Origin of the sequence: Hymenobacter busanensis (genome assembly GCF_008727865.1) — a bacterium.
In the GTDB taxonomy this organism is placed as follows: Bacteria; Bacteroidota; Bacteroidia; order Cytophagales; family Hymenobacteraceae; genus Solirubrum; species Solirubrum busanense.
This window is the reverse complement of sequence record NZ_VTWU01000005.1, coordinates 375,051-400,358: the sequence shown is the minus strand read 5'-3', so window position 1 is coordinate 400,358 and position 25,308 is coordinate 375,051. Positions and strand designations below refer to the sequence as shown.

Sequence of the window (25,308 nt, the reverse complement as noted above, 5' to 3'; positions counted from 1 at the left end):
TTTTGTTTTCCCCCATCGGGAAGTATAACCGGCCGTTTCCCCGCGGCCGGTTATGGGTTGTGTACCGGGTTAGTACACGAAGTCGTTGGCGTCGATGAGCGTCTTGGCAATGCGGCGACGGGCGTCTTTCACGTTGAACAAGTCGGCTTTGGTGAAGCGCTTCAGGCCCATGGCCAGCAGGCGCTGCTCGTCGCCTTCGGCCATCGAGGCAATGGCGTCCTTGCCGGCCTTGTTCACCTGGTCGATGGTATCGGCGAGGTACACGCGAGCAATATCGATTTGCGTGGCCAAGGCTTCCTCGCCTTTGGTGCCGGCTTCCTTCTCCACGCGCAGCAAGGTGCTTTCGGCGGTGTACACCTTGATGGCCATGTCGGCAATGTTCATCAGCACTTCCTGCTCTTTGGCGAGCGAGTTCATGTACTTCTGCACGGCCGTACCGGCTACCATTAGAATGGCTTTCTTGAGCTTGGCAATGGTTTTCTTCTCGGCTGCAAACAGGCCGGTTTCTTCCTCACCGCCGAAATCCGGAATAGCCATCAACTCGTTCTGCACTGCCTGAGCCGGACCCATCAGGTCCAGTTCGCCGTTCAAACCCTTCTTCAGGATCATGTCGACGGCCAGCATGCGGTTGATTTCGTTGGTGCCTTCGAAAATGCGGTTGATGCGCGAGTCGCGGTAGGCGCGGTCCATAGGGTAGTCGGCCGAGAAGCCGTAGCCGCCATATACCTGCACGCCTTCATCCACCACGTAGTCGAGCACTTCCGAGCCTTCTACTTTCAGAATGGCGCACTCCACAGCAAACTCGCGGGCGGCACCCAGCAGCGCTTCGCTGTGGCTTTTGCCCGAAGCCAGCAGCTCCTGCTCCTTGTGGAAGATGTCCATACCGGCGCGGTAGATGGCCGATTCGGCGGCGTAGATGCGCACAGCCTGCTGGGCCAGCTTGTACTGAATAGCGCCGAACTTGCTGATGGGCAGCTTGAACTGCACCCGCTCGTTTGCATACTTCACGCTCAGCGAAGCGGCCATTTTAGAAGCACCCAAGCAAGCAGCTGCCAGCTTAATGCGGCCGATGTTCAGGATGTTGAAGGCAATCAAGTGGCCTTTGCCAATCTCGCCCAACACGTTTTCTTTCGGCACTTTGCAGTCCGAAAGAAACACCTGACGCGTCGAGGAGCCTTTTATGCCCATCTTGTGCTCCTCGTTGCCGAGGCTCAGGCCGGGCGTGTTTTTCTCGACGATGAAGCCCGTAAACCTCTCGCCGTCAATCTTAGCAAACACCACGAACACGTCGGCAAAGCCGCCGTTCGTAATCCACATTTTCTGGCCGTTCAGCACATAGTGCTGGCCGTCTTCGGTGAGGACGGCTTTGGTTTTGGCGCCCAGCGCGTCGGAGCCCGAGCCGGGCTCGGTGAGGCAGTAGGCGCCCATCAGCTCCCCGTTGGTGAGGCCGGGCAGGTATTTGGCTTTCTGCTCCTCGTTGCCGAAGTACAGAATGGGGAGCATGGCAATGCCCGTGTGCGCGGCAAAAGCTACCGGGAACGAGTGGCCGCCGCCCACGCCTTCCGTCACGCGCAGCGACGTGGGGAAGTCCATGTCCAGCCCGCCGTATTGCTCGGGAATGCTCACGCCGAACAAGCCCAGCTGACCGGCTTTTTCCATCAGCCCGCGCATCAGACCTTCCTCTTGGTTGTCGAGGCGCTCGAGCAGCGGCTGCACTTCCTTCTCCACGAAGTCCAGGGCCGTCTGGTGCATCATGTTTTGCTCCTCCGAAAAATCGGCGGGCGTAAATACGTCTTGCGCGTCGGTTTCTTTGATGATGAACTCGCCGCCCTTGGGGATTTTATTGGTGACTTCCATGGCCGTGGTGGAAAATTGAGAGGTCAAAAGTGTTAGGCTTGCCGACTATTACGAGCCGGCAAGGGCCGGCTGCTGTGTGTACCGAAAGGTAACAAAAAATGTTAGGCGTGCCGACTATTTTCGGTAAAAGAAACCCCGAAAGACCGGGGTTTCTGTTTGTTACCAATATCTAAACAGCAAACTATTCGCTTGCGTTCTGACAATCAGCGGGTTTTTGCGGGCTACTTCAGCAGCTCGTAGATGCCCGCCACGCCCTGGCCGCCGCCCACGCAGGCGGTTACCATGCCGTACTTCTTGTTGGTGCGCCGCAGCTCGTCGAACAGCTGAATCGAGAGCTTGGCGCCCGAGCAGCCCAGCGGGTGGCCGAGGGCAATGGCGCCGCCGTTCACATTCAGCTTTTCGGGGTCGATGCCCAGTTCGCGCGTCACGGCAATCGACTGCGAAGCGAAGGCTTCGTTGAGCTCAAACAGGTCGATGTCTTCGAGCTTCATGCCGGCTTGCTTGAGCACTTTCGGCACGGCCTTGATCGGGCCCATGCCCATGATGCGCGGGTCCACGCCCTCGGTGGCGTAGTTCACCATGCGGGCTACCGGCTCCAGGTTCAGCTCCTTCACCATGCGCTCCGACATGACAATGACGAAAGCCGCGCCGTCGGAAGTCTGCGAAGAGTTGCCGGCCGTTACCGAGCCGTTCTGGGCGAATACCGGACGCAGCTTGCTCAGGGCTTCTACCGAGGTGTCGGCGCGGGGGCCTTCGTCGGTGTCCACCACGTAGGAGCGGGTTTTCTTTTTGCCCGAAGCCGGGTCGAGGAAGGTCTCCTCCACCGTAATCGGCACAATCTGGCTTTTGAAGCGGCCTTCGGCAATGGCGCGAATGGCTTTCTGGTGCGACTGGTAGCTGAATTCGTCCTGCTCTTGGCGCGTGATGTTGTAATCATTGGCCACGGCTTCGGCGGTGAGGCCCATGCCGAGGTAGTAGTCGGGGTGCTTGGTGGCGAGGTTGTAGTTGGGCACGGTCTTCCAGCCCACGGTGGGCACGAGGCTCATGCTTTCGGTGCCGCCCGCAATAATGCAGTCGGCCATGCCGGCCTTGATTTTACCCACGGCCATGGCAATGGTTTCCACGCCCGAGCCGCAGTAGCGGTTCACGATGAGGCCCGATACGTTGATGGGCAGCGCCAGCAGCGAAATCAAACGGCCCATTTGCAGGCCCTGCTCGGCCTCCGGCACGGCGTTACCCACAATCACGTCGTCGACGCGCGTGGGGTCCAGTGCGGGCACCTCTTTCAGCAGGTGCTTGATTACCTCGGCGGCCAGGTCGTCGGGGCGGGTGAAGCGGAAACCACCACGGGGCGCTTTGCCCACGGCCGTGCGGTAACCAGCTACGATATATGCTTCCATGAGGAGTTTCTTCTTTTAAGGATTGTCCAAACGTCACCAATCGTTGTCATTCTGAGGCGCAAGCCGAAGAACCTTATCACGCTTGAACTCTTGTAGAACAGTCACGCGACCGTAATAAGGTCCTTGACTACGTCGACCTTCGGTTCGCTTTGCTCAGGATGACAGACGGGAGCTTAATTCCGCAGCGGTTTGCCTGTCGTGAGAATCGACTGAATGCGCTCCAGCGTTTTCCGCTCACCGGTCAGGCTCAGGAAGGCTTCGCGCTCCAGGTCCAGCAGGTACTGCTCCGACACTTCCGTGGGCGCCGACAGGTCGCCGCCGCACATCACGTAGGCCAGCTTGTTGGCAATTTTCAGGTCGTGGTCGGAAATGTAGTTGCCCTGGCGCATGGCGTGCACGCCGGTCATGAACATGCCCAGGGCGCCTTTGCCGTGCACCTTGATGTTGGTTTTCTGCGTGGGCTGGGTGTAGCCGGCGTCGGCCAGCTCAATGGCAGCTTCTTTGGCGGCCGCAATGGCGCGGTTGCCGTTCACCACCACTTCGTCGCCGCGGCGCAGGAAACCGAGGTCGAAAGCTTCTTGAGCCGACGTAGACACCTTGGCCATCGAAATGGTCATGAAGGTGTTGCGCAGCAGGTTGTATTCCGGTTCGCCTTCTTCGTACTTGGCGGCCGTGCGCAGCACCATTTCCTTGGTGCCGCCGCCGGCCGGAATCAGGCCCACGCCGAATTCCACCAAGCCCATGTAGGTTTCGGCCGCGGCCACCACCTTGTCGGCGTGCAGGTTCAGCTCGCAACCGCCGCCCAGCGCCAGGCCGTGCGGCACGCCCACCACCGGAATGCTGGAGTAGCGCATGCGCATCATGGCGTTCTGGAACTGCCGGATCATCATGTTAATCTCGTCGTACTCCTGGTCGAGGGCGTACATATACACCAAGCCCAGGTTGGCACCGGCCGAGAAGTTGGCCGCGTCGTTGCCCACCACGAGGCCACGGTAGCCTTGCTCGGCGAGGTCCACGCCTTTCATCAGGCCCTGAATCACGTCGGAGCCCAGCGTGTTCATCTTGCTGTGGAACTCCACGTTCAGGATGCCGTCGCCGAGGTCGAGTACCGACGCGCCGGCGTTTTTCCACAGCACCTTGCCCGAAGCGCGCAGGTTGTCGAGGATGATGAAGTTCTCGACGCCCGGAATAGCCTTGTAGGCTTTGGTTTCCAGGTCGTAGAACTGCTTCACGCCCTGCTCGTTCACTTGGTAGAAGGTGGTGTTGCCGGTAGCCAGCATTTCCTCCACCCACGGGGCAATCTGCTTGCCTTCGGCCTTGGCCAGCTCTACGCCTTTGGGCACGCCTAGGGCGTCCCAGGTTTCAAACGGACCCATTTCCCAGCCGAAGCCGGCGCGCAGGGCGTCGTCGATTTTATAGAGGGCATCGGTGATTTCCGGAATGCGGTTGCTCACGTAGGCGAACAGGCTGCCGAAGCTCTTGCGGTAGAACTCAGCGGCTTTGTCTTTACCCGCCACCAGCACCTTGAAGCGGTCGGCCAGCTTTTCAATCGGCTTGGTGGCTTCCAGCGTGGCAAACTTCACCTTCTGGCTGGGCTTGTATTCGAGCGTACCAAGGTCGAGGGCCTGGATTTCGGACTTGCCGCCTTCGCCCTTCACTTTCTTGTAGAAACCCTGGCCGGTTTTGTCGCCCAGCCACTTGTTCTCGCCCATCTGCTTCAGGAAAGCGGGCAGTTGGAACGCGTCTTTGGCTTCGTCGTTCGGCAGGTTCTGCGCCAGGCCGTTGGCCACGTTGATGAGCGTATCGAGGCCCACCACATCGGAGGTGCGGAAGGTGGCCGACTTGGCGTGGCCGATAACCGGGCCGGTGAGCTTGTCGACTTCTTCCACCGTCAGGCCCAGCTGCTGCATGATCTGCAGCACGTCCATGATGGCAAACACGCCCACGCGGTTGGCAATGAAGGCGGGCGTGTCTTTGGCCAGCACCGTGGTTTTGCCCAGGTATAGGTCGCCGTAGTGCATCAGGAAATCCACCACCGCCGGGTCCGTATCGGGCGTCGGAATGATTTCCAGCAGCTTCAGGTAGCGCGGCGGGTTGAAGAAGTGCGTGCCGCAGAAGTGCTTCTTGAAGTCCTCCGAGCGGCCTTCCGTCATCAGGTGAATCGGAATGCCGGAGGTGTTGGAGGTGATGAGCGTGCCGGGCTTACGGTACTGCTCCACCCGCTCAAACAGGCTCTTCTTGATATCAAGGCGCTCCACGACAACCTCAATCGTCCAGTCGCAGGAGGCAATGTCCTTGAGGTTGTCGTCGAAGTTGCCGGTTTTGATGCGGGCGGCGTCCTGCTTGCGGTACAACGGCGAGGGGTTAGAGGCCACGGCCGCCTGCAACGAGGCATTCACGATGCGGTTTTTCACCGTGGGGTGGTCCAGCGCAAGGCCCTTCTTCTGCTCGTCGGGCGTCAGCTCTTTGGGCGCAATGTCGAGCAGCAATACCTGCACGCCGATGTTGGCGAAGTGAGCCGCAATGCGCGAGCCCATCACACCGGAGCCCAGCACGGCTACTTTCTTGATGGTACGATTCATAAGGGGTTCGGTCGAGAGGGGTTGGGTGCCGAAGCGTATGAAAAGAGTAAGAGGATGCAAACGACAAAGCCGCCGGCCGATGAAGCAGGTTAGCCTTTCTTCTCGGTCTTCAGCGGTTTCACCTTGAAGCCATCGAAAATGGCTTTGCTCTCAATGGAGCTGGTAATCTGGCCAATCACGCGAAAGAACACCTCCAGCTGATCGGCCGGGATTTTCTCGCGGATGTTGAGGTTGAAATGCCGCACCGTTTGGCGCGACACCTCTTTTTTGCGCTGGCCTTCCTCGGTCAGTAAGATGCGCACCGAGCGTTTGTCCTGGGTATCGGCCTGCTTGTAGATGAGGCCTTTCTCTTCCATTGAGCGCAGAATGCGCGTCAGGCTCCGGGTTTCGAGGCCTAGCAGCGGCGCAATCTTGGTGGCCGGCGTGCCGTTGTCCTGATCAATGTTCAGGAGCACGAAGCCAATGCTCGTGGTGATGTCGTGCTTGGCGGCCTGCACATTGTACATGCGCGAAATGGCGTGCCAGGCTACTTTGATGTTATAGTCTACGGTTTCTTCGGGTCTCATCTCGGGGTCGATGTCCGGTAAACGTACACAAATTTGTTATGCTTGCATACTAAATTACAAGAAAAAAGTTGGGCCCGAAACAAATATGCTTCCGGCCCAACCTCTACGCAAGCAGAACTACTACAGCAGGAAGAACGCCACGTTGGAGGCCGTCGAGCTAACGCCCGTAAAGACCGTGCGGCCGTTTTGCGGGTCGATGTAGGTTGGGTTGATGGCCGATACAGCGTAGGCGACTACGTATACGGGGGCGCCAATGGGGAAGCCCGCTCCCGTAAACGATGACTTCGACAGCGACGAATTAATTGTGCCACCGGCAGTGAAGATGGCCGTGGTGATGAGCGTACCGTTTGCGGCCGTTACGCCGGGCGTGGTGCTGGCGAAGAACGACACCCGATACGTGGCGTTAGTCGGGTTGGAGTTGTTGAGCGTGAGCGTGAACGGCACCGTGGAAGACGAGCTGGAAGTGCCGGTCAGCGCCAGGTTGGTTACCACACCGCTCGACGGTTGGGTAATGGAGGTAGTCCCCAGAAACGTCGGCTGGTCGCCGCCTACGTGGCCGATGCCGATGCGACGGAGCGACGCGTAACCCGCACGGCTGTAGGTCAGGTTGTAGGTGCCGTTGCGCAGGTTGGCAAACTCGTAGCGGCCGTTGGCGTCGGAGGTGGCGGTTTGGACCGGAGTCGTGTTTTCGAGCGTCACCGTGACGCCGGCGCGGCTTTGCACCGAACCGTTTTCGTCGACGGGGCTCACGAAGCCGAAGAGGTTGCCGGTCAGGTTCTGGCCCGAGGGGCCGGTTGCGCCGGTCGCGCCCGTGGCTCCCGTAGGGCCTGGGTCACCGTCTTTGCCTTTGCAGCCACCGAGCAGGGAGCCCACCACGACAGTAGCGGAGAAAAGTAGTTTGGTAAACGTGTTCATAAAAAATGGAGGGTTCAAAAGAATGTGCAAGTTATTGCCCAATGAGCGGTTTCTGCTGCGTATCGAGTGATTTACGGTCACAAAAAGCCCCGACTGGCACTAACCAATCGGGGCGTTGGGCCGACTTACGGCGGTCGGGCGCTATGGCACGATGAAGCTGATGGCCGGGTAGATGTATCGGCTGGTGGTTAAGTCCCGGTAGGAGTACTCGGGAAAATAAGATACCTCGCCGTGGGCTACAGCTTACACGCGGGTGCCACTGGCAAAGCCTTGGCTGCGCAGGAGCGCGCCGTCCAAATCAATCTGGTTGACACCGGGGTTCAGGAATTCCAACTGCTGGTTTTGAAGCGCCGTGGCGGCGGACACGGTAGCCTGCCGTAGAATACCGAGTAACGCATGAACAACGATGGAAATGAAACAGGCCGGCAAGATGCCGGCCTGCAAATCACACCTGATGCGTTGTACTCAGCAAAGGCTATTTGTACATACTCTCGATGATGTCCTTGTAGTTGGTGCTGACTACCTTCCGCTTGATGGAGAGTTTGGGCGTCATTTCACCCGACTCAATGGTCCAGGCTTTGGGCAGCAGGATTTCCTTTTTCACCTGCTCCCACTGTGCGAAGCTCTGGTTGTACTTGCCGATCAGCTCGTGGTACATCTTCTGCACCGCGGGCTCCTGCACCACTTGCTCGGGCGCGGTATAGTTCACGTTGTTGCGCTGGCACCACTTCTTCAGTTCGTCGAAAGCCGGCACGATGAGCACGCCCGGGAACTTCTGGTTGTCGCCCACCACCATGGCTTGCTCTACCAGCGGCGACTCTTTAAAGCGGTTTTCCAGCAACTGCGGCGCCACGTACTTGCCGCCGGAGGTCTTGAACATCTCCTTCTTGCGGTCGGTGATTTTCAGGAAGCGGCCGTTCACGAACTCGCCGATGTCGCCGGTGTGGAACCAGCCGTCGGCGTCGATGACCTCAGCCGTCATGTCGGGCTTGTTGTAGTAGCCCTTCATCACCGACTCCGACTTGGTCAGGATTTCGCCGTCGGCGGCAATCTTCACTTCGGTGTTGGCAATGATAGGCCCAACCGTGCCGATGAGGTTGTTTTCGGGCTCGAAGCCGCCCACGGCAATAACGGGCGAGGTTTCCGTCAGGCCGTAGCCTTCCATCACCCGAATGTCGGCGGCCCAGAACACGCGGGCCAGGCGCGGCTGCAAAGCGCCGCCCCCCGAAACGATGACGCGGATGTTGCCGCCGAGGGCTTCCTGCCACTTCGAGAAGATGAGCTTGCGGGCCAGCTTCAGCTGGGTGTTGTAGAAGAAGCCTTTGTCTTCCTGCGTGTCGTAGGTCAGGCCCAGGTTCAGGGCCCAGAAAAACAAGTTTTTCTTGACGCCGGTCAGGTCGTGGCCTTTCGCCACAATCTTATCATACACCTTTTCGAGCAGGCGCGGTACCGTGGTGAAGATGCTGGGCTTCACTTCGCGCAGGTTGTCGGCAATGACTTCCATGCTTTCGGCGTAGTAGATGCTCACGCCGTTTTGCATGTAGAGGTAGGTCACCATCCGCTCGAAAATGTGGCAGAGCGGCAGAAAGCTCAGGGCCGTGTCGGCTTTGGTGACGGGCACGAACGGCTGCGAGTTGCGGCAGTTGCTCAGGATGTTGTTGTGGGTGAGCATCACGCCCTTCGGAAAACCGGTGGTGCCCGAGGTGTAGATGAGCGTGAGCAGGTCGTCGGGCTGCACGGCGGCTTTCATGCGCTCCAGCTCGGCTTTGTCGCCGTCCTGGCCCAGGGCCAGCAGCTCGTCGAAGTGGCGGGCACCGGGCAGCTTCTCGAAGGTGAAGATGTTGGCGGCCGGAATGTTCTGGCCGGCAATGGCCAGCTGCACTTTGTCGTACAAATCCTGGGTCGAGACGAACACGGCCTTCACGCCTGCGTCGCCGAAAATGTACTTGTAGTCGTCGGCGGTGATGGTGGGGTACATGGGCACCGACACGGCCCCCAATTGCGCGATGCCGAAATCGGCCATCATCCACTCGGGGCGGTTCATCGAAATGATGGCCACCTTGTCGTCTTTCCCAATGCCCAGCTTGCGCAGGCCCAGGCTCACCTGTTCGGCTTTGTCCTTGAGCTGTTGCGTGCTGATTTTCTCCCATTGCCCGTTGATTTTGGCTGCGAGGCAGTCGGGCTGGGGAAACTTCTCAAGCTGGTAAGGGAGAATATCAAAAGAGCGGCGGACTTCCATTGCGGAGAGGGAAACGAGGGTAAGACTTCTGAAAGAAATAGAATTTTCGGCGGAAAGGCTATTCGGCACTTAACGGGCGGCTATTGGAGCGGGTTTTTAGTAGCTTTGACACCGGCAGTCTGGCGCATATTCACCGCTGCCCCGTTTGCCGTGAATCTGGCTTTGTTTTTCGACCCGCTTGCCGACGACGCGCCCGCCTTGGGCGGCACCACGCTGGGGGCCCACGTAGCCCGGTTTGTCGATACGTTTCCCGACTGGCGCACGGCCGACCTGGCCCTCATCGGCCTCAACGAGTGGCGCGGCAGTGCCGCCGGCGCGCCCGCCGCTTCCTCGGCCGATGCCGTGCGTCAGCGCTTCTACCCCCTGCAGCGCGGCACCGGCCCCTGCCGCTTGGTCGATTTGGGCACGCTGCGCAACGGCCTGACGCTGGAGGACACTTACTTACGGCTGCGCGAAATTGTGGCGGCCCTGCTGGAACACAACACGGTGCCCATTCTGCTGGGCGGCTCCCACGACCTCGATATCGGTCAGTTTCTGGCCTACGAGACCCTGGACCGTGCCGTGAGCCTGACCTGCATCGACGCTCGCGTGGACATGGTGGAGGACGATGACGCCCCCGCCGAGGCCAACCACCTGCGCCGCGTGCTCATGCACGAGCCCAACTTCCTGTTCAATTTCGGCCAGCTCGGCCATCAGCAGTACCTGGTGCCCACCAGCGTGCTGGCCGCGCTGGAAAAGCTGCACTTCGAAACGCTACGCCTCGGCCAGATTCGCGACGACGTGCGGCAGGCCGAGCCGCTACTGCGCCAGGCCGACCTCGTGAGCTTCGACCTCGCGGCGCTGCGCTGGCCCGATTTCCCGGGCTACATGCCGGCCAGTCCTTACGGCCTCACGGCCGAAGAAGCCGCGCAGCTGTGCTGGTACGCCGGCCACAACGACCAGCTCACCAGCATCGGCCTCTACGGTTACCGCCCCGACCACGACACCCACGGCCTGGCTGCCGCCACGGTGGCCACCATGCTCTGGTACTTTGTGGAAGGCTACTACCACCGCCGCCACGAAACCGATTTTCAGAGCCGCCGCTTCATTCGCTACGCCGTGGGGCTGCCCGGTAATCCGGCCAAGCTGGTGTTCTACAAGGCCAAGCGCACCGAAAAGTGGTGGATGGAAGTGGAAAGCCTGGCCGACCACGAAGTGCGCCGCATTGTGCCCTGCAGCTACCAAGATTACCTGCGCGCCGCCCAGGGAGACCTGCCTAACCGCTGGATTCTAACGCAGGCACTGCTCGGTTAAAAGCTGTCGATTCGCTGATGTCCGTATTCGACACTCCCCCACCCCACGTTCCCGCCACCGCTACCGGTCAGCCCGTGGCCGACCTGCCGGAGTACACCGTGCACCAGCTGGCCCTGCGCAACGGGCAGGACCGCGACGATATTTGGTTTGCCTACCGTGGCCTCATTTACGACGTCACCAGCTCGCGGCTCTGGCGACGCGGCAACCACTACGAGCATTGGGCCGGCCAGGACCTGACCGCCGAAATGGACAAGGACGCTCCGCACACCGTAAACGTGCTCGACAAGTTCTACGTCGTTGGGCGGCTAAAACAAGCTAACACGTAACAGGTGCTGAGGTGACAGGACCACTTGCTACCTTATCACCATTCCCCTCTCTTTTTCTCATGAGCACTACCGAAAGCCCGTCGCTGTTCAACGACCTGGAGCAGCAGTCGACCCGCACCTTGCTAACCAGCATGAACCAGCTCGACCAAACCGTGCCGCTGGTAGTAGAAAAAGCCCTGCCCCAGGTTGAGCGGTTGGTGGAAGCTACGGTTGCGGCGCTGAAAGCCGGTGGGCGCCTGTTCTACATCGGGGCCGGCACCAGCGGGCGGCTCGGCGTGCTAGATGCCTCGGAGTGCCCGCCCACGTTTGGCGTGCCGCAAGGCTTGGTGGTGGGCCTCATTGCGGGCGGCGACACCGCCATTCGCAAAGCCGTGGAAAACGCCGAAGACGATGCGGAGCAAGCCTGGCGCGACCTAAGCGCGCACGATATCAACGAGAAAGATATTGTGGTGGGCATTGCCGCTTCGGGCCGCACGCCCTACGTTATCGGCGGCTTGCAGATGGCCCGGCAGCGCGGCTTGGCTACGGGCTGCGTGGTGTGCAACGCCGGCTCGGCGGTGGCGGCCGCGGCCGAGTTTCCGGTGGAGGTGGTAACGGGCCCGGAGTTTGTGACGGGCAGCACGCGTATGAAGGCCGGCACCGCTCAGAAGCTGGTGCTCAACATGCTCACCACCGCGACCATGATTCGGCTGGGCCGCGTGAAAGGCAACAAAATGGTAGACATGCAGCTCAGCAACGCCAAGCTCGTGGACCGCGGCGAACGGATGCTCATGGACGAGTTGGGCATCGACCAAACCAAGGCTGCCGAGTTGCTGCAGCTGCACGGCTCGGTGCGGGCGGCGCTGGCGGCACAGAGCGGACACTAAGCCAGGGCTGCAGGTACTCAGCAGGAACGCGCTTCGGCGCGTTCTTTTTTTGCTCCGACCGGAACGCCACCGCCCGTTGTGCGTTCCTATAGCAGAGGCACTCCGCTGACGCTGCGGCTTTGCCCTGGTTATCCATCAGCCCAAACGCCTGTCCGCGTCATGCATACCATTGAGCCCCATTACCACTGGATGGAGCTGTACTCAGCTTCCGAAGACCCTCGTTCCCCGCTGTTCGAGGCCGAAAACAGCATCGATTCGTTTACCAATACCATCTACGGCTACTACATCCACCCGCAGTGGGACAGCATGGAGTCGGACACGCTGTTTCTGAAGATCTTGTTCGTGGATTACGAGCAAGGCGTAGGCGTCATCGAATTCATCGGCGAGTGGAACGACGCCATCGAAAACGACATCATGCAGCTCAAGCGCGGCATCATCGACCCGATGGTGCACGAGGGCATCCGCAAGTTCATCCTGGTGGGCGAAAACGTGTTCAACTTCCACGGCTCCGACGACTCTTACTACGAGGAATGGTTTGAAGACGTGGAAGACGGCTGGATTGCGGGCGTAAACTTCCAGGACCACGTCATCCGAGAGATGCACCAGTTCAACCTCGACTCCTACATCAACTTCGGCGGCAAGCTCGACGAGCTGCCGTGGCGCACCTACCCGCCTAAGCAGCTGGTAACCGTGGTGGATGGGTTGCTGCAGCGCCGACTCAACTAACGACCAAGCAAGGCAAAATAAAAAGGGCTCCTCGTTGCCGAGGAGCCCTTTTCGTGGTCTATACCAGACCGGAGCAGTAATTACTGAGCCGGGGTGGTCGTGGTGCCTTCGGCAGGAGCCGGGGTCGTCTGGCTAGCGCCAGCGTCGGCAGCATCTTCCATTTTGTCGGCGGTAGCGTCGGCCGAGTCACGAACGGCATCAGCTTGTTCTTCCATAGCGTCAGCTTTGGCTTCGCCAGCAGCTTCTACGTTGTCAGCAGCGTTTTCGCCAGCGTTTTCGGTTTTGCTGTCGCACGAAGCGAAGGTGAACGAAGCAGCAGCCAGGGCAAGGAACAGAACCTTTTTCATGGTGAGGGGTGTGGTGGAAATGATGAAAAATGAAATTTCTTGGGTCAGGTTCACCGCCTCGCGGCAGCAAAGTCTGGAGCTTTATACCCGGTAGCGGTGGAGGTAACCCGGCCAGAGGAAAAAATTTCTAAATTCCTGACGGTCTTCGCCTAAAAAACAAAAGCCCGGCTTTCCGGCCGGGCTTTTGTTGCGCTTCAACAAGCGTCCAACGCTTACTTCTTGCGGTACACGATGCCGATGGGCACGCCCGTGAAGTCGAAATGCTCGCGCAGGCGGTTTTCGAGGTAGCGGGTGTACGACTCCTTCACGTACTGCGGCAGGTTGCAGAAGAAAGCAAACACCGGCGTGTGCGTGGGCAGCTGCGTCACGTACTTGATGCGCACCATCTTGCCCTTCGACGAGGGCGGCTGGTGGGCTTCGATTTCCTTCAGCATCACCTCGTTCAGCTGCGAGGTCGGAATCTTCTTGGTTTTGTTGGCATACACCTCCATCACCGTTTCGATGGCCTTGTGCACCCGCTGCTTGGTAACGGTGCTGGTGAAAACGATAGGCGGGTAGCTGATGGGCGCAATGCGCTTGTAAATCTCGTCTTCGAACTCCTTGGCGGTGTTTGACTCCTTGTTTTCAATCAAATCCCACTTGTTCACCAGAATCACGATGCCCTTGCGGTTGCGGTCGGCCAAACCAATGATGGCCACGTCCTGGGCCTCGATGCCGCGGGTGGCGTCGAGCATCACAATGCACACGTCGGAGGCTTCCATAGCGCGCAAGGCACGCAGGTTGGAGTAGAACTCCACGTCCTCATCCACGCGGGCTTTGCGGCGCAGGCCGGCGGTGTCCACGAGGATAAACTCGTTGCCGAACGCGTTGTAGCGCGTGTCGATGGCGTCGCGGGTGGTGCCGGCAATGTCCGTTACGATGCTGCGCTCCTCGCCCAGCAGGGTGTTAACGAACGACGACTTGCCCACGTTGGGGCGGCCCACCACGGTGATGCGCGGAATGCCCGCGTCGGGGTCTTCCACGCCTTCCTGCTCGAAGTGGCTGACCACGGCATCGAGCAGGTCGCCGGTTCCGGAGCCCGTTTGGGAGCTGATGGTGAAGATGTCGCCGATGCCGATGCCCAGGGAGTAAAACTCGCCCACGGACTGCACGCGCTGGGCCGAGTCGGCCTTGTTGCCGACCAGATAAATCGGTTTCTTATTGCCGTAGCGGCGCAGCACCTCGGCAAACTCTTCGTCGAGCGGGTGCAGGCCAGCATCGAGGTCGACGAGGAACAGCACCACGGTGGCTTCGTCGATGGCCAGCTTTACCTGGCGGCGGATGCCTTCTTCAAACACGTCGTCGGAGCCCACCACGTAGCCGCCGGTGTCGATAACGGTGAAGTACTTGCCGGTCCAGTCGCCGTAGCCGTAGTGCCGGTCGCGCGTCACGCCCGACTGGTTGTCCATGATGGCCTTCCGCTCGCCTACGAGGCGGTTGAAGAGGGTGGACTTGCCCACGTTGGGGCGGCCCACAATTGCAATGGTGTTCGTCATGTTGCTGACCCCAGCCGCCGCTCCGACCAAGTGCGGCAGTGCCCGGGGTAGTTAAGTGGATGTGAGTGGTCGGTTGTTTTTAGAACATAAATGTGAGAACGGAGAGCTTAGAAGCCGTTCTCACATTTATGAAGAACGATTCTTACTTCTAAGTTCTACGCTCTCAAAAGCTAGTCCTGCTTGTAGCCGAAGCGGCCGAGCATCTTGGGGTCGTGGCGCCAGTTTTCGTTGACTTTCACGTGGATTTCGAGGAACACTTTCTTCTGGAAAAACTTCTCCATTTCCTCCCGCGCCCAGGTGCCTACCTTCTTGATGGCGCCGCCCTTGTCGCCGATGATGATGCCCTTTTGCGAGGCGCGCTCGGTGTAGATGATGGCGCGCATCCGGATGATGGCGTCGTCTTCCTTGAACTCCTCAATCACGACCTCGGTGCTGTAGGGCACCTCCTTCTTGTAGAGCTTGAAGATTTTCTCCCGAATCATTTCGGAGGCGAAAAAACGCTCCGGCTTGTCGGTTAGTTCGTCTTTGGGATAGTAAGCCTCATGCTCGGGCAGGCGGTCGATGATGTGGTTGAACACCTGCTCGGTGTTGAAGGCATTGAGGGCCGAAATCGGGATAATTTCGGCGGCGTTGGGCATGTGCTCCTGCCAGTAGGCCATTTTGGCCTCTACCTCTTCCTGCGTGGCCTGGTCGATTTTGTTGATCAGCAGCAGAATCGGCACTTCGGAGCGGCGCAAGCGTTCCACCACCGGCTCCTCGTCGTGCTTCTCGTAGATGTCGGTGACGAACAGAATCACGTCGGCGTCTTCCAAGGACGAATACACAAACGACATCATGGCCGACTGCAGTTCGTACTTGGGCTGGATGATGCCAGGCGTATCGGAGTAGACGAGCTGAAAGTCGGGGCCGTTGAGAATTCCCAGAATGCGGTGGCGCGTGGTCTGGGCTTTGCTGGTGATGATGCTGAGCCGCTCGCCCACCAGCACGTTCATCAGCGTCGACTTGCCCACGTTGGGCTTGCCGATGATGCTCACGAAGCCGGCGCGGTGCGGTTTGGGGGCTGTATCCACAGGTGGTAATCGGTTAAGGGGCACAAAGGTACGGCTTTGCGGCCGGCCGGGCAGCATGAACTGAATAATAGCAGCTTACGGAAAAGAGAGGGGTCCAGTGCGCCGCTTCCGCAGCGTCTCGCCAGCTGAATTCCTGACGGAAATCAGCTGGCGAGTCGGCTTGCCGGGGTCGGGCCGAAACTTTGGCGCCGTACCTTTGTATGGCATTCAGACGCTTGTATCCCGCATGATTTCACCTGCTTCCGCTCCAATTACCGCTCCCGCTTCCACCGCTACCCGTGGCCGCATCGGCGTGCTGCTCGTCAACCTGGGCACGCCCGACTCGCCCAGCACGCCCGACGTGCGCCGCTACCTCAACGAGTTCCTCACCGACGGCCGCGTGATTGACATGCCAGCCGCCGTGCGCTACCCGCTGTTTCAGGGCATTGTGGTGCCGCTGCGGGCGCCCAAGTCGGCCAAAATCTACCGGCAACTCTGGGATGAGCGCGGCTCGCCCCTGCTCTACCACGGCCTCGATTTGCAGAAGTTGGTGCAGGAGAAACTGGGCAAAGACTACTTGGTAGCCTTTGGTATGCGCTACCAAAAGCCCAGCATCGAAGCCGCGCTGCAAGAGCTAAGGGACGCGGCCGTGGAGCGCATCATCGTGCTGCCCTTGTTTCCGCAGTACGCGGCGGCCAGCACCGGTTCGGTGCAGGAAAAAGTGATGGAGCTGGTGAAAGACTGGTGGGTGGTGCCCAGCATCAGCTTCATCAGCACCTTCGCCGACGACCCCGGCTTCATCAACACCTTCGCTGCGCTGGGCCTGGCCGAAATGCAGAAGCGCGACTACGACCACGTGGTATTCAGCTACCACGGCATTCCGGAGCGCCACGTGCTGAAGGGTAGCCACAAGGGCTACTGCAAACTAGGCTCATGCTGCGCCAGCTACAACAAAAACAACCGCTATTGTTACCGGGCGCAGTGCTTTGCCACTTCGCGCCTGCTGGCCGCAGCCATGGGCCTGAATGCGGACCAGTACACCGTCACCTTCCAGAGCCGCCTGCAGAGCCGCCTACGGGACCCGTGGCTGCAGCCCTACACCGACGAAGTGCTGAAGGAAATGCCGGCCAAAGGCATTAAGAACGTGCTGGCTTTCAGCCCCGCTTTCGTGGCCGATTGCCTGGAAACCACCATCGAAGTGGGCGAGGAATTCAAGGAAATGTTTGAGCAGGCCGGCGGCAGCCACTGGCAGCTGGTGCCCAGCCTGAACTCGCACCCCATGTGGGTAGACGCCGTAGCCGATATGGTTCGGCGCAACTAACGTCTGCTTCCTTTTGGCGGAAGTTGCAGCTCATTAGCTCATTGCGGGCTGATGAGCGGCAATTTTTTATTCCGCGGCGTGGCCGCCGAAGTGATATTGCACGCCCACACCGGTAGCAAAAATCAGCACCGAGGGAAAAGTCTTTTGCAACGGAAAAAGGAAGCTCTGGCTGACCTGCAGCCGCAGCCGGGGCGTGAGGCGGGCGAATACATTATAGCCCGGTTGCATAGTCAGGCCGCCGTAGCCGGGCTGGTTGGTGGTCGTGCGCTGCTCCAATACTCCCCGCGGGTCGTTCGGATCGAGCACGAATTCGCGGCTGGAGGTGCGCCAGCGCAGGAAATCATAAGCGGCCATTTTTACGCCCGCACTCAGTGCAATGCTTTCGTCGGGCGTCCAGAGGTAAGTAGGCTGCACGTAGCCGTAGCCGTAGCGCACCCGGTACGAGGCCGGCAGGTCGCAGAGGTCGGGGCAGAACGTGTCGTAGGCGTAGCCCGCGCCGTAGCCCAAGCCGCCATACACCGTCCAGCGCTGCTTGTTGGGGCGGGCCAAGGTGTAGCCGGCGCCCGCTTCGCCGCTGTAGGCCCAGTGGCCGTGCTTGCTGCGGATTCGCTGGTGGCCGCTGCCGGTCACCGTGAGTCGGTCGGAAATTGCGTGGGCTGCTTGCACGTCGGTGCCGTGCAGGCCAACGTTGGCACCTAGTTCGGTGTCGCCGCGCTGTTGCACCAGCGGCGTTTGCAAGGTGTGCGGCACCACGGCGGCGCAGCCACTCAAGCCCGCCGCCACGGCCAATGAGCATATTTGAATAAAGAGGCGCATAGACGTAACAGAGGAGAATTCAAGCACGGGAGTCACCAGCCGGCCCGAAGGTTGGCAGGCGAGGCAAAAGTGGCGCAAATTCGATGGCTTATTTCCGCTATGTCGATTGCCCTAAGAATCTTTTTACCGATTTATCGGCGCCGCCCTAGCATTTGGGCATCCATTCTTTCTTCCCCGAAAGATTGTTTCCATACAGAGGCTCCGCGAACCTGACTGGGTTCTTCGTCGCCTTCGCCAGCGCCTCACGTTTTTCGCCACGCTGGGCATTACGCTCTGGCAAGGGGTGCTCGGGCTGATTATTAGTTGCGTGCTGGCCGCCTCGTTTGCTCCCCGGTTGGTCGGCCGCATTCCCATCCGCTGGATGTTCGTGGGCGGCATGGTTCATCGTCTGGAGTTTGTGGGCGCTGCGTAAGCTAGTGCTCTAAGCCGCCGGCTCGATTTCGCCACAAGCGTAAAACCGCCGTCGGGCGCCACAACCACTCAAAACTGGCTGCGGCGCCCGACAGCGGTTTTACGCTTGGTTTGTTTATACTAACGGAGGGTGGCCACTATCGGGCAAGCGCCGCATCGAGGCTTGGTCGGCGGCGCGGCGGGCGTTGTAAAAGTGGCTTTCGTCGTACGATGGACCGTCGTAGAAAGGTGAGTCGCTGGAAACAGGCACGGGCAAGCGCAAAGCCCGCAGCATAGCTTCCTCAAACTCGCGGCTGATGTAGATGTCTTGGTAGGGCGGGTAGCTGAGCACCGAATTGCTGTCGAGGCTGGGCACGAATACGTTGTCGTCGTCGTGGTCCAGGGCCGCGGCCCCGATGGGAATGAGCACGTGCCGTTCCCGGTCGTTGATGTGCAGCGACGAATCCAGCTCCACGTCGAGGTAGCGCACTTTCAAAGCCTCGGGCTCCACAATCAGCTCGTACACGTCGCCGAAGCGTTTGCCATCGAGGCCGCGCACCGCCCAGCCACGCACATCGGGGCTGCCGTCGGCTACTTCAAAGTCCTTCAGGTCGCGCAGGCGCACCAGGTGCATGCCATCGGCGCGGGGAATAGGGGTCGGTTCCATTACGTATCGGAAGTCAGAAGTACACTTACGGGGCGGGCTTTTCCAGCACGCGCAGCACGTTGGCGGCCTGTTGGAAAAACTCCTGCGTGGCTTGCTGCTCGGCTTGGGTAGTGGTGCGGCCGCTGAGCTGCATGGCTTGGTCGCGCAGGGTGTTCACGTCGCGCTCCAGCGTGGTGTAGCCGCGCTGCTGCAGGGCGCGCAGCATGTCGGCGGCGGCCACAAAACCGGGGCGCAGGCTGGCGTTGGGCTCTTCCAGCCGGCTGGTGGCGCTGGTCAGGTCGTTACGACGCTCCTCCACGGTAGCGTCGCGCAGGTCGCCGCGGTCGGCCATGCCGATGAGCACGTTGCTGAGCAGCAGCAACCCGCGGCGGGCGTAACTCTCGGAAGCCGGGTCGTCGGCCACAAAGGCGTAGAAATCGGCCGGCGCTACCGAGGTTTCGGTTGCCAGGTTATCGGTATCGGCGGCCGGGCGCGGCGTGGTTTCGGCACCAGCTTGGCTGGCAGCGGCAGTATCGGCGGGCGTGGCAGCCGGCACGGCCGCGGCGGTCGAAGCGGCTGGTTCGGGCGCCGAATCGCGCCGCAACAGGTACCACGCGCCCAGGCCCACTAGCGCCAGCACCAGCAGAATCAGCAGCCACGGACTCGCCGATTTCTTTTTGCGTTGAATGTTGATGTCGGCCATATGCGGAAAGGTCGTTTTGGTGGCAAGTACGCACGGCGGGCAAAATAGGTACTGCATTTATAGCCCACGGAGCATATTCTTGTCGAAGCACTGCTATGTCAGGAAGTTGATGCTACACTTATTTAACCCGAAAGCAAAAAAGCCCGCGCTCCAGAGTGGGCGCGGGCTTTTGATAGGTTGGTGCGACTAGGCCGGTACTTTGCGGTACATCTTGGCCAGCTGCGCCACGGCGTAGTCTACTTCATCGGCCGTGTTGTATTTGCTCATCGAAAACCGGATGGCGCCGCGGTTTGGGTCGCAGCCCAGGGCCGACAGCACGTGTGAACCAATGTTGGATCCGCTGGTACAAGCCGAGCCGCCGGAGGCCGAAATGTGGTTGATGTCGAGGTTGAAGAGCAGCATCTCGTTCATGTCCGACGGCGGCAGGCTCACGTTCAGCACCGTGTAGAGGCTTTGGTCGGCTTCGGCCGAGAGGCCATTGAACTGCACGTCGTCGATTTCGGCCCGCAGCCGGGCAATGAATCGCTCCTTCAGCGCCTGAATGTGCTGGTGGTGCTGGTCCATGTCGCGGTAGGCAATTTCCAGCGCCTTGGCCAGGCCCACAATACCGTACACGTTTTCGGTGCCGGCGCGAACGTTGCGCTCCTGCGCGCCGCCGTGAATGAGCGGCTGCACCTGCACCTCGCTGTTGCAGAACAAAAAGCCCACGCCTTTCGGACCGTGGAACTTGTGCGCTGAGCCCACCAGGAAATGGTTGCCGAGCTGGCGCACGTCGTGGCGGTAGTGGCCCATCGTCTGCACCGTGTCGGTATGAAAAATGGCGCCGTGCGTGCGACAAATGCCGCTAATGGCTTCGATGTCGTTGAGGTTGCCGATTTCGTTGTTGCCGTGCATCAGGCTCACAAACGAGCGAGTGTGCGTGCCCAGCAGCTCATCAAGGTGCGCCAGATCCAGCCGCCCTTGCGCGTCGTGGCGCACAAAGCTCAACTCAATTTCGCCCTGCTTGGCCAGCGCCTCCAACGTGTGCAGTACTGCGTGGTGCTCCAGCTTCGAGGTCACGGCGTGCTTCAGGCCCAGCGTCCGAATTGAGCCGAAGGCGGCGTAGTTGTCGGCTTCGGTACCCCCCGAGGTAAAGGAAATTTCCGCCGGGGCCGCGTTCAGGAAGTGGGCAATGGTTTTGCGGGCGTTTTCGATGGCGGCGCGCACCTTCCGGCCGTGGCCGTGGATGCTGCTGGGGTTGCCGAAATGCTCGCGCATAAAGGGCAACATAGCATCCAGCACCTCGGGGTCGAGGGGCGTGGTGGCGGCGTTGTCGAAGTAAACCGAAGCGGGGTTGGAAATCGGCGTCATACGCGGCGCAATCAAGGGTATCGGGGTGGGCAGGTAGGCCAGTAGCCCCGGGTGAGGGCGCCGCCAGCATACAAAAATAGCGTTTTACCGCTGAGCGCGCGGCCATTAAAAAAGCCAGCCCGCGGGTAGCAGACTGGCTTTCTAGGTTTCAAGTGCCTAGCGCTAGGCTTTGGCCGAAATGATTTCCTTGATGTCGCCGATGATCTTCTGCGCCAAATGGTCGGCCGTGGCGTTGGAATCCGACTCGGCGTAGATGCGGATAATCGGCTCGGTGTTCGACTTGCGCAGGTGCACCCACTCCTTGTCAAACTCGATTTTCACGCCGTCGATGGTATTCACCGGTTGCTTGGCATAGCGTTTCTGCATCTGCTCCAGCACCTTGTCGGTGTTGATGTCCGGCGTCAGCTCAATCTTGTTCTTCGAGATGAAGTAGTTGGGGTACGAAGCCCGCAGGCGCGTCATCGTCAGGCCCGATTTGGCCAGGTGCGTCAGAAACAGCGCAATGCCCACCAAGGCGTCGCGGCCGTAGTGCAGCTCGGGGTAAATGATGCCGCCGTTGCCTTCGCCGCCAATCACGGCATTGGTTTGCTTCATCATCGTCACCACGTTCACCTCGCCCACGGCCGCCGCCGAGTAGCTGCCGCCCTGCTTTTCGGTCACGTCGCGCAGGGCGCGGGTGCTGCTCAGGTTGCTCACGGTGTTGCCGCCGCCCTGGGCTTTCAGGATATAATCGGCCACCGCCACCAGCGTGTATTCCTCGCCGAACATCGAACCGTCTTCGCACACCAGCGCGAGGCGGTCCACATCGGGGTCAACGACGATACCGAGGTCGAACGAGCCTTTCTCAAGCACCTTGGCAATGTCGCGCAGGTTTTCGGGCAGCGGCTCGGGATTGTGGGCAAAGTCGCCGGTTGGTTCGCAAAACAGTTTCTCTACCGTTTTCACGCCCAAGGCTTCCAGCAGCAGCGGCACCGCAATGCCACCCGACGAATTCACGGCATCGACCACCACGCGGAAGTTCTTGGCCTGAATAGCCTCCACATCCACCAGCGGTAGGGTCAGAATGGCCTTGATGTGCTTTTTGAGGAAGGTATTGTCGGTGGTGTGCTGGCCCAGCTTGGTTACCGGCGCAAAATCGAAGGCTTCGGCTTCGGCCAGCTGCAGTACCTGCTGCCCGTCGGCATCGGAAATAAACTCGCCGTGCTGGTTTAGCAACTTCAGCGCATTCCACTGCTTGGGATTGTGCGAAGCCGTGAGAATAATGCCGCCAATGGCCTTTTTGGCCGGTACGGCCATTTCCACGGTCGGCGTGGTGCTCAGCCCCAGGTCGACCACGTCGATGCCCAGGCCTTGGAGCGTGCCCACCACCAGCTTGTTTACCATGTCGCCCGAGAGGCGGGCGTCGCGGCCGACCACAATGGTGCGGCCCTGGCCGTTGGCTTGTTTGAGCGCCCAGGTGCCAAAAGCAGCCGTGAACTTCACTACGTCGATGGGCGTAAGGGCTTCACCGGACGCGCCGCCGATGGTGCCTCGGATGCCCGAAATGGATTTGATCAGTGCCACAAGTACTATCTTCTTTAGTGAGCAAAAGTAACGAATACACCGTGCCCCGCCTACTACAGACGTGTACCGGCCGCCGCATGTTCTGGCCTGCATCGTATATTTGAACACCATGGAGCACTCCTCACCCAGCCGTCGGCCTGCCCAGTTAGAGGCGTTTGGCCGCCTTCTCGATGTACTCGAACGCCTTCGCGCCGAATGCCCGTGGGACCGGAAGCAGACCATGTCGAGCCTGCGCCACCTCACCATCGAAGAAACCTACGAGCTGAGCGACGCCATCCTGCGCCACGACCTGCCCGACGTTAAAAAGGAGCTCGGCGACGTGATGCTGCACTTGGTATTCTACGCCAAAATTGCCAGCGAAACCGGCCAGTTCGACATTGCCGACGTGCTCAACGCGCAGTGCGAAAAGCTCATCCACCGCCACCCGCACATCTACGGCGACGTGCAGGTGCAAAGCGAGGAAGACGTGAAGCGGAACTGGGAGCAGCTGAAACTCCAGGAAAAAGGCAACCACTCCGTACTCGGCGGCGTACCAGTTTCGCTGCCTGCCTTGGTAAAAGCCATGCGCATCCAAGAAAAGGCCCGCGGGGCCGGCTTTGATTGGGAGCGTAAGGAGCAAGTCTGGGACAAAGTACAAGAAGAGCTCCAGGAGTTTGCCGCCGAATTTCGCGACGGCGACATTACAGACCCAGCCCGGGCCGCCGGGGAGTTTGGCGACCTGCTGTTTTCCCTCGTCAATTTTGCGCGTTTCGCTGGCATCAACCCCGAAGAGGCTTTGGAACAAACCAACCGCAAATTCATGTCTCGTTTTCGCTACCTCGAAACCGAGGTAGCACGCACCGGCCGCCCCTTAGCCGATCTGACTTTGGCTGAGATGGACCGCTACTGGGAAGAAGCTAAAAAACTCCCCCTTGGCAGCCCGGATGAACACTCCGTGAAATAGCCTTTTTTTGAGTCCAACTCCCGTTTAAAGCGTTTAAAGCCATTTTTAATTTGGCGGCGCATCACCTTTTGTTTAGGTTTGCCAATGATAGACCGACTTCGGACTGAAGCCCCGCGCACGAGCAGACCCACGACTTTGGCTTTTTTTTAAGAGCTAAAACAGTGCGGGTGAGCGGGGCTCCGCCGTCTTCGGCCCTATCGTCGTTTGTAGTTTTTTCTACCCCCAGTTCAACCTTTTTTCACCAACCATCCCCTCCTAATTCTTCGGAACAATGGAACAAAAGAATGCCATGAATAAGCCCGCGGCTCCGGCCCGGCCTGCCGCTTCTGCCGCACCAAAAGGTGACGCAAAATCGGGCTCCTCGCTTTTCGCCGTTATCGTCATTGTTCTGGCGTTTGTCGTAAGCTATATCATTTTCCAGTTCGTACTGGGTGATTCAAGCCACTTTCAAGGCGGCAACAACGAAAACAACCCCCTGCCCGGCGACTACTTCGGCACGGTATACAAAGGTGGTTTCATTGTACCGTTCCTGATGACCATGTTCCTGATGGTAATTACGTTCTCGATTGAGCGTTTCCTGACCATCAGCAAGGCCAAAGGCTCGAAAGGCATCGAGGGCTTCGTACGCTCGATCCGCCAGAAGCTGAACGTGAACGACATCACCGGCGCCATTGCCGTGTGCGACCAGCAGAAAGGCTCGGTAGCCAACGTTGTAAAGGCTGGCCTGCTGAAGTACCAAGAAATGGCCCGCGAGCGGGGCATGGAAAAAGACCAGAAAATCCTGGCTATCCAGAAGGAAATTGAAGAATCGACGGCTCTGGAGCTGCCGATGCTGGAGAAAAACCTGGTTATCCTCTCCACCCTGGCTTCTATCGCCACGCTGGTAGGTCTGCTCGGTACGGTATTCGGTATGATCAAGGCCTTCTCGGCTCTGGCCCAGGCCGGTGCTCCTGACGCTGTAGGTCTGGCAACGGGTATCTCGGAAGCTCTGATTAACACGGCTTTGGGTATCGGTACGTCGGCTCTGGCCATCGTAGCTTACAACTTCTTCACCAGCAAAATTGACGAGCTGACCTACAGCATCGACGAGGCTGGTTTCTCGATCATTCAGACCTTCGCCGCTCAGCACGGCGAGGAGCGTACGCACGGCGCTGCTTAATTAGCTCATGCGCAACACCTTGTTGCGTGTAAACTAAACAGCGACCCTTGTACGTTACTGAATCAACCGAACCTTTTACTAGTCAGCAATGCCTAAAGTAAAGCCCCATAGAAAGTCCCCGTCGCTCGACATGACCCCGATGGTGGACTTGGCATTCCTGCTGGTGACATTCTTCATGCTCACCGCCACCCCTACGGAGGATACCGCCGTGTTGGTCGATACGCCGTCGTCGGTTTCCGACAAGAAGCTGCCCGAAACGGGTGTGCTGACCCTGGCCATCGACAAGGAGGGGCGCGTGTTCTTCAGCACCGAAGCGCAACAGGTCAAGATTAAAGCCCTGGAAACGGTAGGTGCCAAGTACGGTGTGAACTTCTCGCAAGCGCAAAAACGCACTTTCTCCCTGCTGCCCGATTTTGGGTTGCCGGTGCAGAAGCTGGGCCAGTACCTCAATCTTTCGAGCGAGGAGCGTAAGCAGGTGAAGCAGGAAGGCATTCCCACCGACTCGCTCAACAACCAGTTGGCTGAGTGGGTCATTGCCTCCCGTAGTGCCAACATCGCGCAGACGGGCAAGGCCCCCTACATTGCCATCAAAGGCGATGGACAGGCCGATGTACCGACGGTGAAGAACGTCATCAAGATTCTGCAGGAAAAGAACCTCAACCGCTTCTATCTCATCACCGACCTGGAAATCCAGCCGGTGGCAAGCAAATAGCGTC

General features: G+C 59.5%; 23 protein-coding genes. 8 read left to right on the top strand and 15 right to left on the bottom strand.

The window, feature by feature from the left end; all coding sequences use genetic code 11:
• Positions 1–69: 69 nt before the first annotated feature.
• The 7 genes from F0P96_RS15140 to F0P96_RS15115 form a co-directional block, all read right to left on the bottom strand.
• Positions 70–1,857: an acyl-CoA dehydrogenase family protein gene (locus tag F0P96_RS15140; protein WP_151079748.1), complete on the bottom strand. Its 1,788-nt coding sequence runs from the start codon at positions 1,855–1,857 to the stop codon at positions 70–72.
• 221 nt (positions 1,858–2,078) lie between these two features.
• Complete coding sequence (locus F0P96_RS15135) at positions 2,079–3,257, bottom strand: thiolase family protein (protein ID WP_151079747.1); 1,179 nt, start codon at positions 3,255–3,257, stop codon at positions 2,079–2,081.
• 173 nt (positions 3,258–3,430) lie between these two features.
• Positions 3,431–5,839, bottom strand: coding sequence for a 3-hydroxyacyl-CoA dehydrogenase/enoyl-CoA hydratase family protein (locus tag F0P96_RS15130; RefSeq protein WP_151079746.1), 2,409 nt, complete (start codon positions 5,837–5,839; stop codon positions 3,431–3,433).
• An 89-nt stretch (positions 5,840–5,928) separates the two neighbouring features.
• A complete protein-coding gene (locus F0P96_RS15125; RefSeq protein WP_151079745.1) occupies positions 5,929–6,405 on the bottom strand; it encodes a MarR family winged helix-turn-helix transcriptional regulator in 477 nt (158 codons plus the stop codon).
• 120 nt (positions 6,406–6,525) lie between these two features.
• Positions 6,526–7,320 carry a carboxypeptidase-like regulatory domain-containing protein gene (locus F0P96_RS15120; RefSeq protein ID WP_151079744.1) on the bottom strand — a complete coding sequence of 265 codons (795 nt, stop codon included), beginning with the start codon at positions 7,318–7,320 and terminating at the stop codon, positions 6,526–6,528.
• Positions 7,321–7,563: 243 nt separating this feature from the next.
• The gene (locus F0P96_RS21325; protein ID WP_262714371.1) at positions 7,564–7,686 is read right to left on the bottom strand and encodes a hypothetical protein; all 123 of its coding nucleotides are present in this window, start codon (positions 7,684–7,686) and stop codon (positions 7,564–7,566) included.
• Positions 7,687–7,795: 109 nt separating this feature from the next.
• Complete coding sequence (locus tag F0P96_RS15115; protein WP_151079743.1) at positions 7,796–9,559, bottom strand: AMP-dependent synthetase/ligase; 1,764 nt, start codon at positions 9,557–9,559, stop codon at positions 7,796–7,798.
• A gap of 150 nt (positions 9,560–9,709) precedes the next feature.
• On the opposite strand from F0P96_RS15115, the gene F0P96_RS15110 reads away from it, so the two are divergent.
• The 4 genes from F0P96_RS15110 (at position 9,710) to F0P96_RS15095 (ending at position 12,770) form a co-directional block, all read left to right on the top strand.
• A complete protein-coding gene (locus F0P96_RS15110) occupies positions 9,710–10,852 on the top strand; it encodes a formimidoylglutamase (RefSeq protein ID WP_151079742.1) in 1,143 nt (380 codons plus the stop codon).
• 17 nt (positions 10,853–10,869) lie between these two features.
• Positions 10,870–11,178, top strand: coding sequence for a cytochrome b5 domain-containing protein (locus F0P96_RS15105; RefSeq protein ID WP_151079741.1), 309 nt, complete (start codon positions 10,870–10,872; stop codon positions 11,176–11,178).
• A gap of 59 nt (positions 11,179–11,237) precedes the next feature.
• A complete protein-coding gene (murQ, locus tag F0P96_RS15100; RefSeq protein WP_151079740.1) occupies positions 11,238–12,044 on the top strand; it encodes an N-acetylmuramic acid 6-phosphate etherase in 807 nt (268 codons plus the stop codon).
• Between the two features lie 159 nt (positions 12,045–12,203).
• Positions 12,204–12,770 (top strand): hypothetical protein, encoded by a 567-nt coding sequence (locus F0P96_RS15095; protein ID WP_151079739.1) that lies wholly within the window; start codon positions 12,204–12,206, stop codon positions 12,768–12,770.
• 80 nt (positions 12,771–12,850) lie between these two features.
• Here the strand turns inward: F0P96_RS15095 and F0P96_RS15090 are convergent, their stop codons facing one another.
• The 3 genes from F0P96_RS15090 to era all read right to left on the bottom strand — a co-directional run bounded on the left by F0P96_RS15090 (position 12,851) and on the right by era (position 15,722).
• Positions 12,851–13,117 carry a hypothetical protein gene (locus tag F0P96_RS15090; RefSeq protein ID WP_201743853.1) on the bottom strand — a complete coding sequence of 89 codons (267 nt, stop codon included), beginning with the start codon at positions 13,115–13,117 and terminating at the stop codon, positions 12,851–12,853.
• A gap of 212 nt (positions 13,118–13,329) precedes the next feature.
• Complete coding sequence (der, locus tag F0P96_RS15085) at positions 13,330–14,652, bottom strand: ribosome biogenesis GTPase Der (RefSeq protein WP_151079738.1); 1,323 nt, start codon at positions 14,650–14,652, stop codon at positions 13,330–13,332.
• A 170-nt stretch (positions 14,653–14,822) separates the two neighbouring features.
• Entirely contained in the window at positions 14,823–15,722 is a 900-nt protein-coding gene (gene era, locus F0P96_RS15080; RefSeq protein WP_235917486.1) for a GTPase Era, read from the bottom strand.
• A gap of 226 nt (positions 15,723–15,948) precedes the next feature.
• Between era and hemH the strand changes: the two genes are divergently transcribed.
• The gene (hemH, locus tag F0P96_RS15075) at positions 15,949–17,022 is read left to right on the top strand and encodes a ferrochelatase (RefSeq protein ID WP_151079736.1); all 1,074 of its coding nucleotides are present in this window, start codon (positions 15,949–15,951) and stop codon (positions 17,020–17,022) included.
• Positions 17,023–17,088: 66 nt separating this feature from the next.
• On the opposite strand, the gene F0P96_RS15070 is transcribed toward hemH, so the two are convergent.
• The 5 genes from F0P96_RS15070 to glmM all read right to left on the bottom strand — a co-directional run bounded on the left by F0P96_RS15070 (position 17,089) and on the right by glmM (position 22,490).
• Positions 17,089–17,838 (bottom strand): hypothetical protein, encoded by a 750-nt coding sequence (locus F0P96_RS15070; protein ID WP_151079735.1) that lies wholly within the window; start codon positions 17,836–17,838, stop codon positions 17,089–17,091.
• Between the two features lie 526 nt (positions 17,839–18,364).
• Positions 18,365–18,895: a PRC-barrel domain-containing protein gene (locus tag F0P96_RS15065; protein WP_151079734.1), complete on the bottom strand. Its 531-nt coding sequence runs from the start codon at positions 18,893–18,895 to the stop codon at positions 18,365–18,367.
• Positions 18,896–18,920: 25 nt separating this feature from the next.
• On the bottom strand, positions 18,921–19,577 hold the full coding sequence (locus F0P96_RS15060; protein WP_151079733.1) for a hypothetical protein: 657 nt from the start codon (positions 19,575–19,577) through the stop codon (positions 18,921–18,923).
• Positions 19,578–19,763: 186 nt separating this feature from the next.
• Positions 19,764–20,927 (bottom strand): cysteine desulfurase family protein, encoded by a 1,164-nt coding sequence (locus F0P96_RS15055; protein ID WP_151079732.1) that lies wholly within the window; start codon positions 20,925–20,927, stop codon positions 19,764–19,766.
• A gap of 162 nt (positions 20,928–21,089) precedes the next feature.
• Positions 21,090–22,490 carry a phosphoglucosamine mutase gene (gene glmM / locus F0P96_RS15050; RefSeq protein WP_151079731.1) on the bottom strand — a complete coding sequence of 467 codons (1,401 nt, stop codon included), beginning with the start codon at positions 22,488–22,490 and terminating at the stop codon, positions 21,090–21,092.
• Positions 22,491–22,599: 109 nt separating this feature from the next.
• On the opposite strand from glmM, the gene mazG reads away from it, so the two are divergent.
• From mazG to F0P96_RS15035, 3 genes are all read left to right on the top strand, one after another.
• On the top strand, positions 22,600–23,433 hold the full coding sequence (gene mazG / locus F0P96_RS15045) for a nucleoside triphosphate pyrophosphohydrolase (RefSeq protein WP_151079730.1): 834 nt from the start codon (positions 22,600–22,602) through the stop codon (positions 23,431–23,433).
• Positions 23,434–23,704: 271 nt separating this feature from the next.
• Positions 23,705–24,592, top strand: a complete 888-nt coding sequence (locus F0P96_RS15040; protein ID WP_151079729.1) for a MotA/TolQ/ExbB proton channel family protein — start codon at positions 23,705–23,707, stop codon at positions 24,590–24,592.
• A gap of 88 nt (positions 24,593–24,680) precedes the next feature.
• On the top strand, positions 24,681–25,304 hold the full coding sequence (locus tag F0P96_RS15035) for an ExbD/TolR family protein (protein ID WP_151079728.1): 624 nt from the start codon (positions 24,681–24,683) through the stop codon (positions 25,302–25,304).
• Positions 25,305–25,308 lie beyond the last annotated feature (4 nt).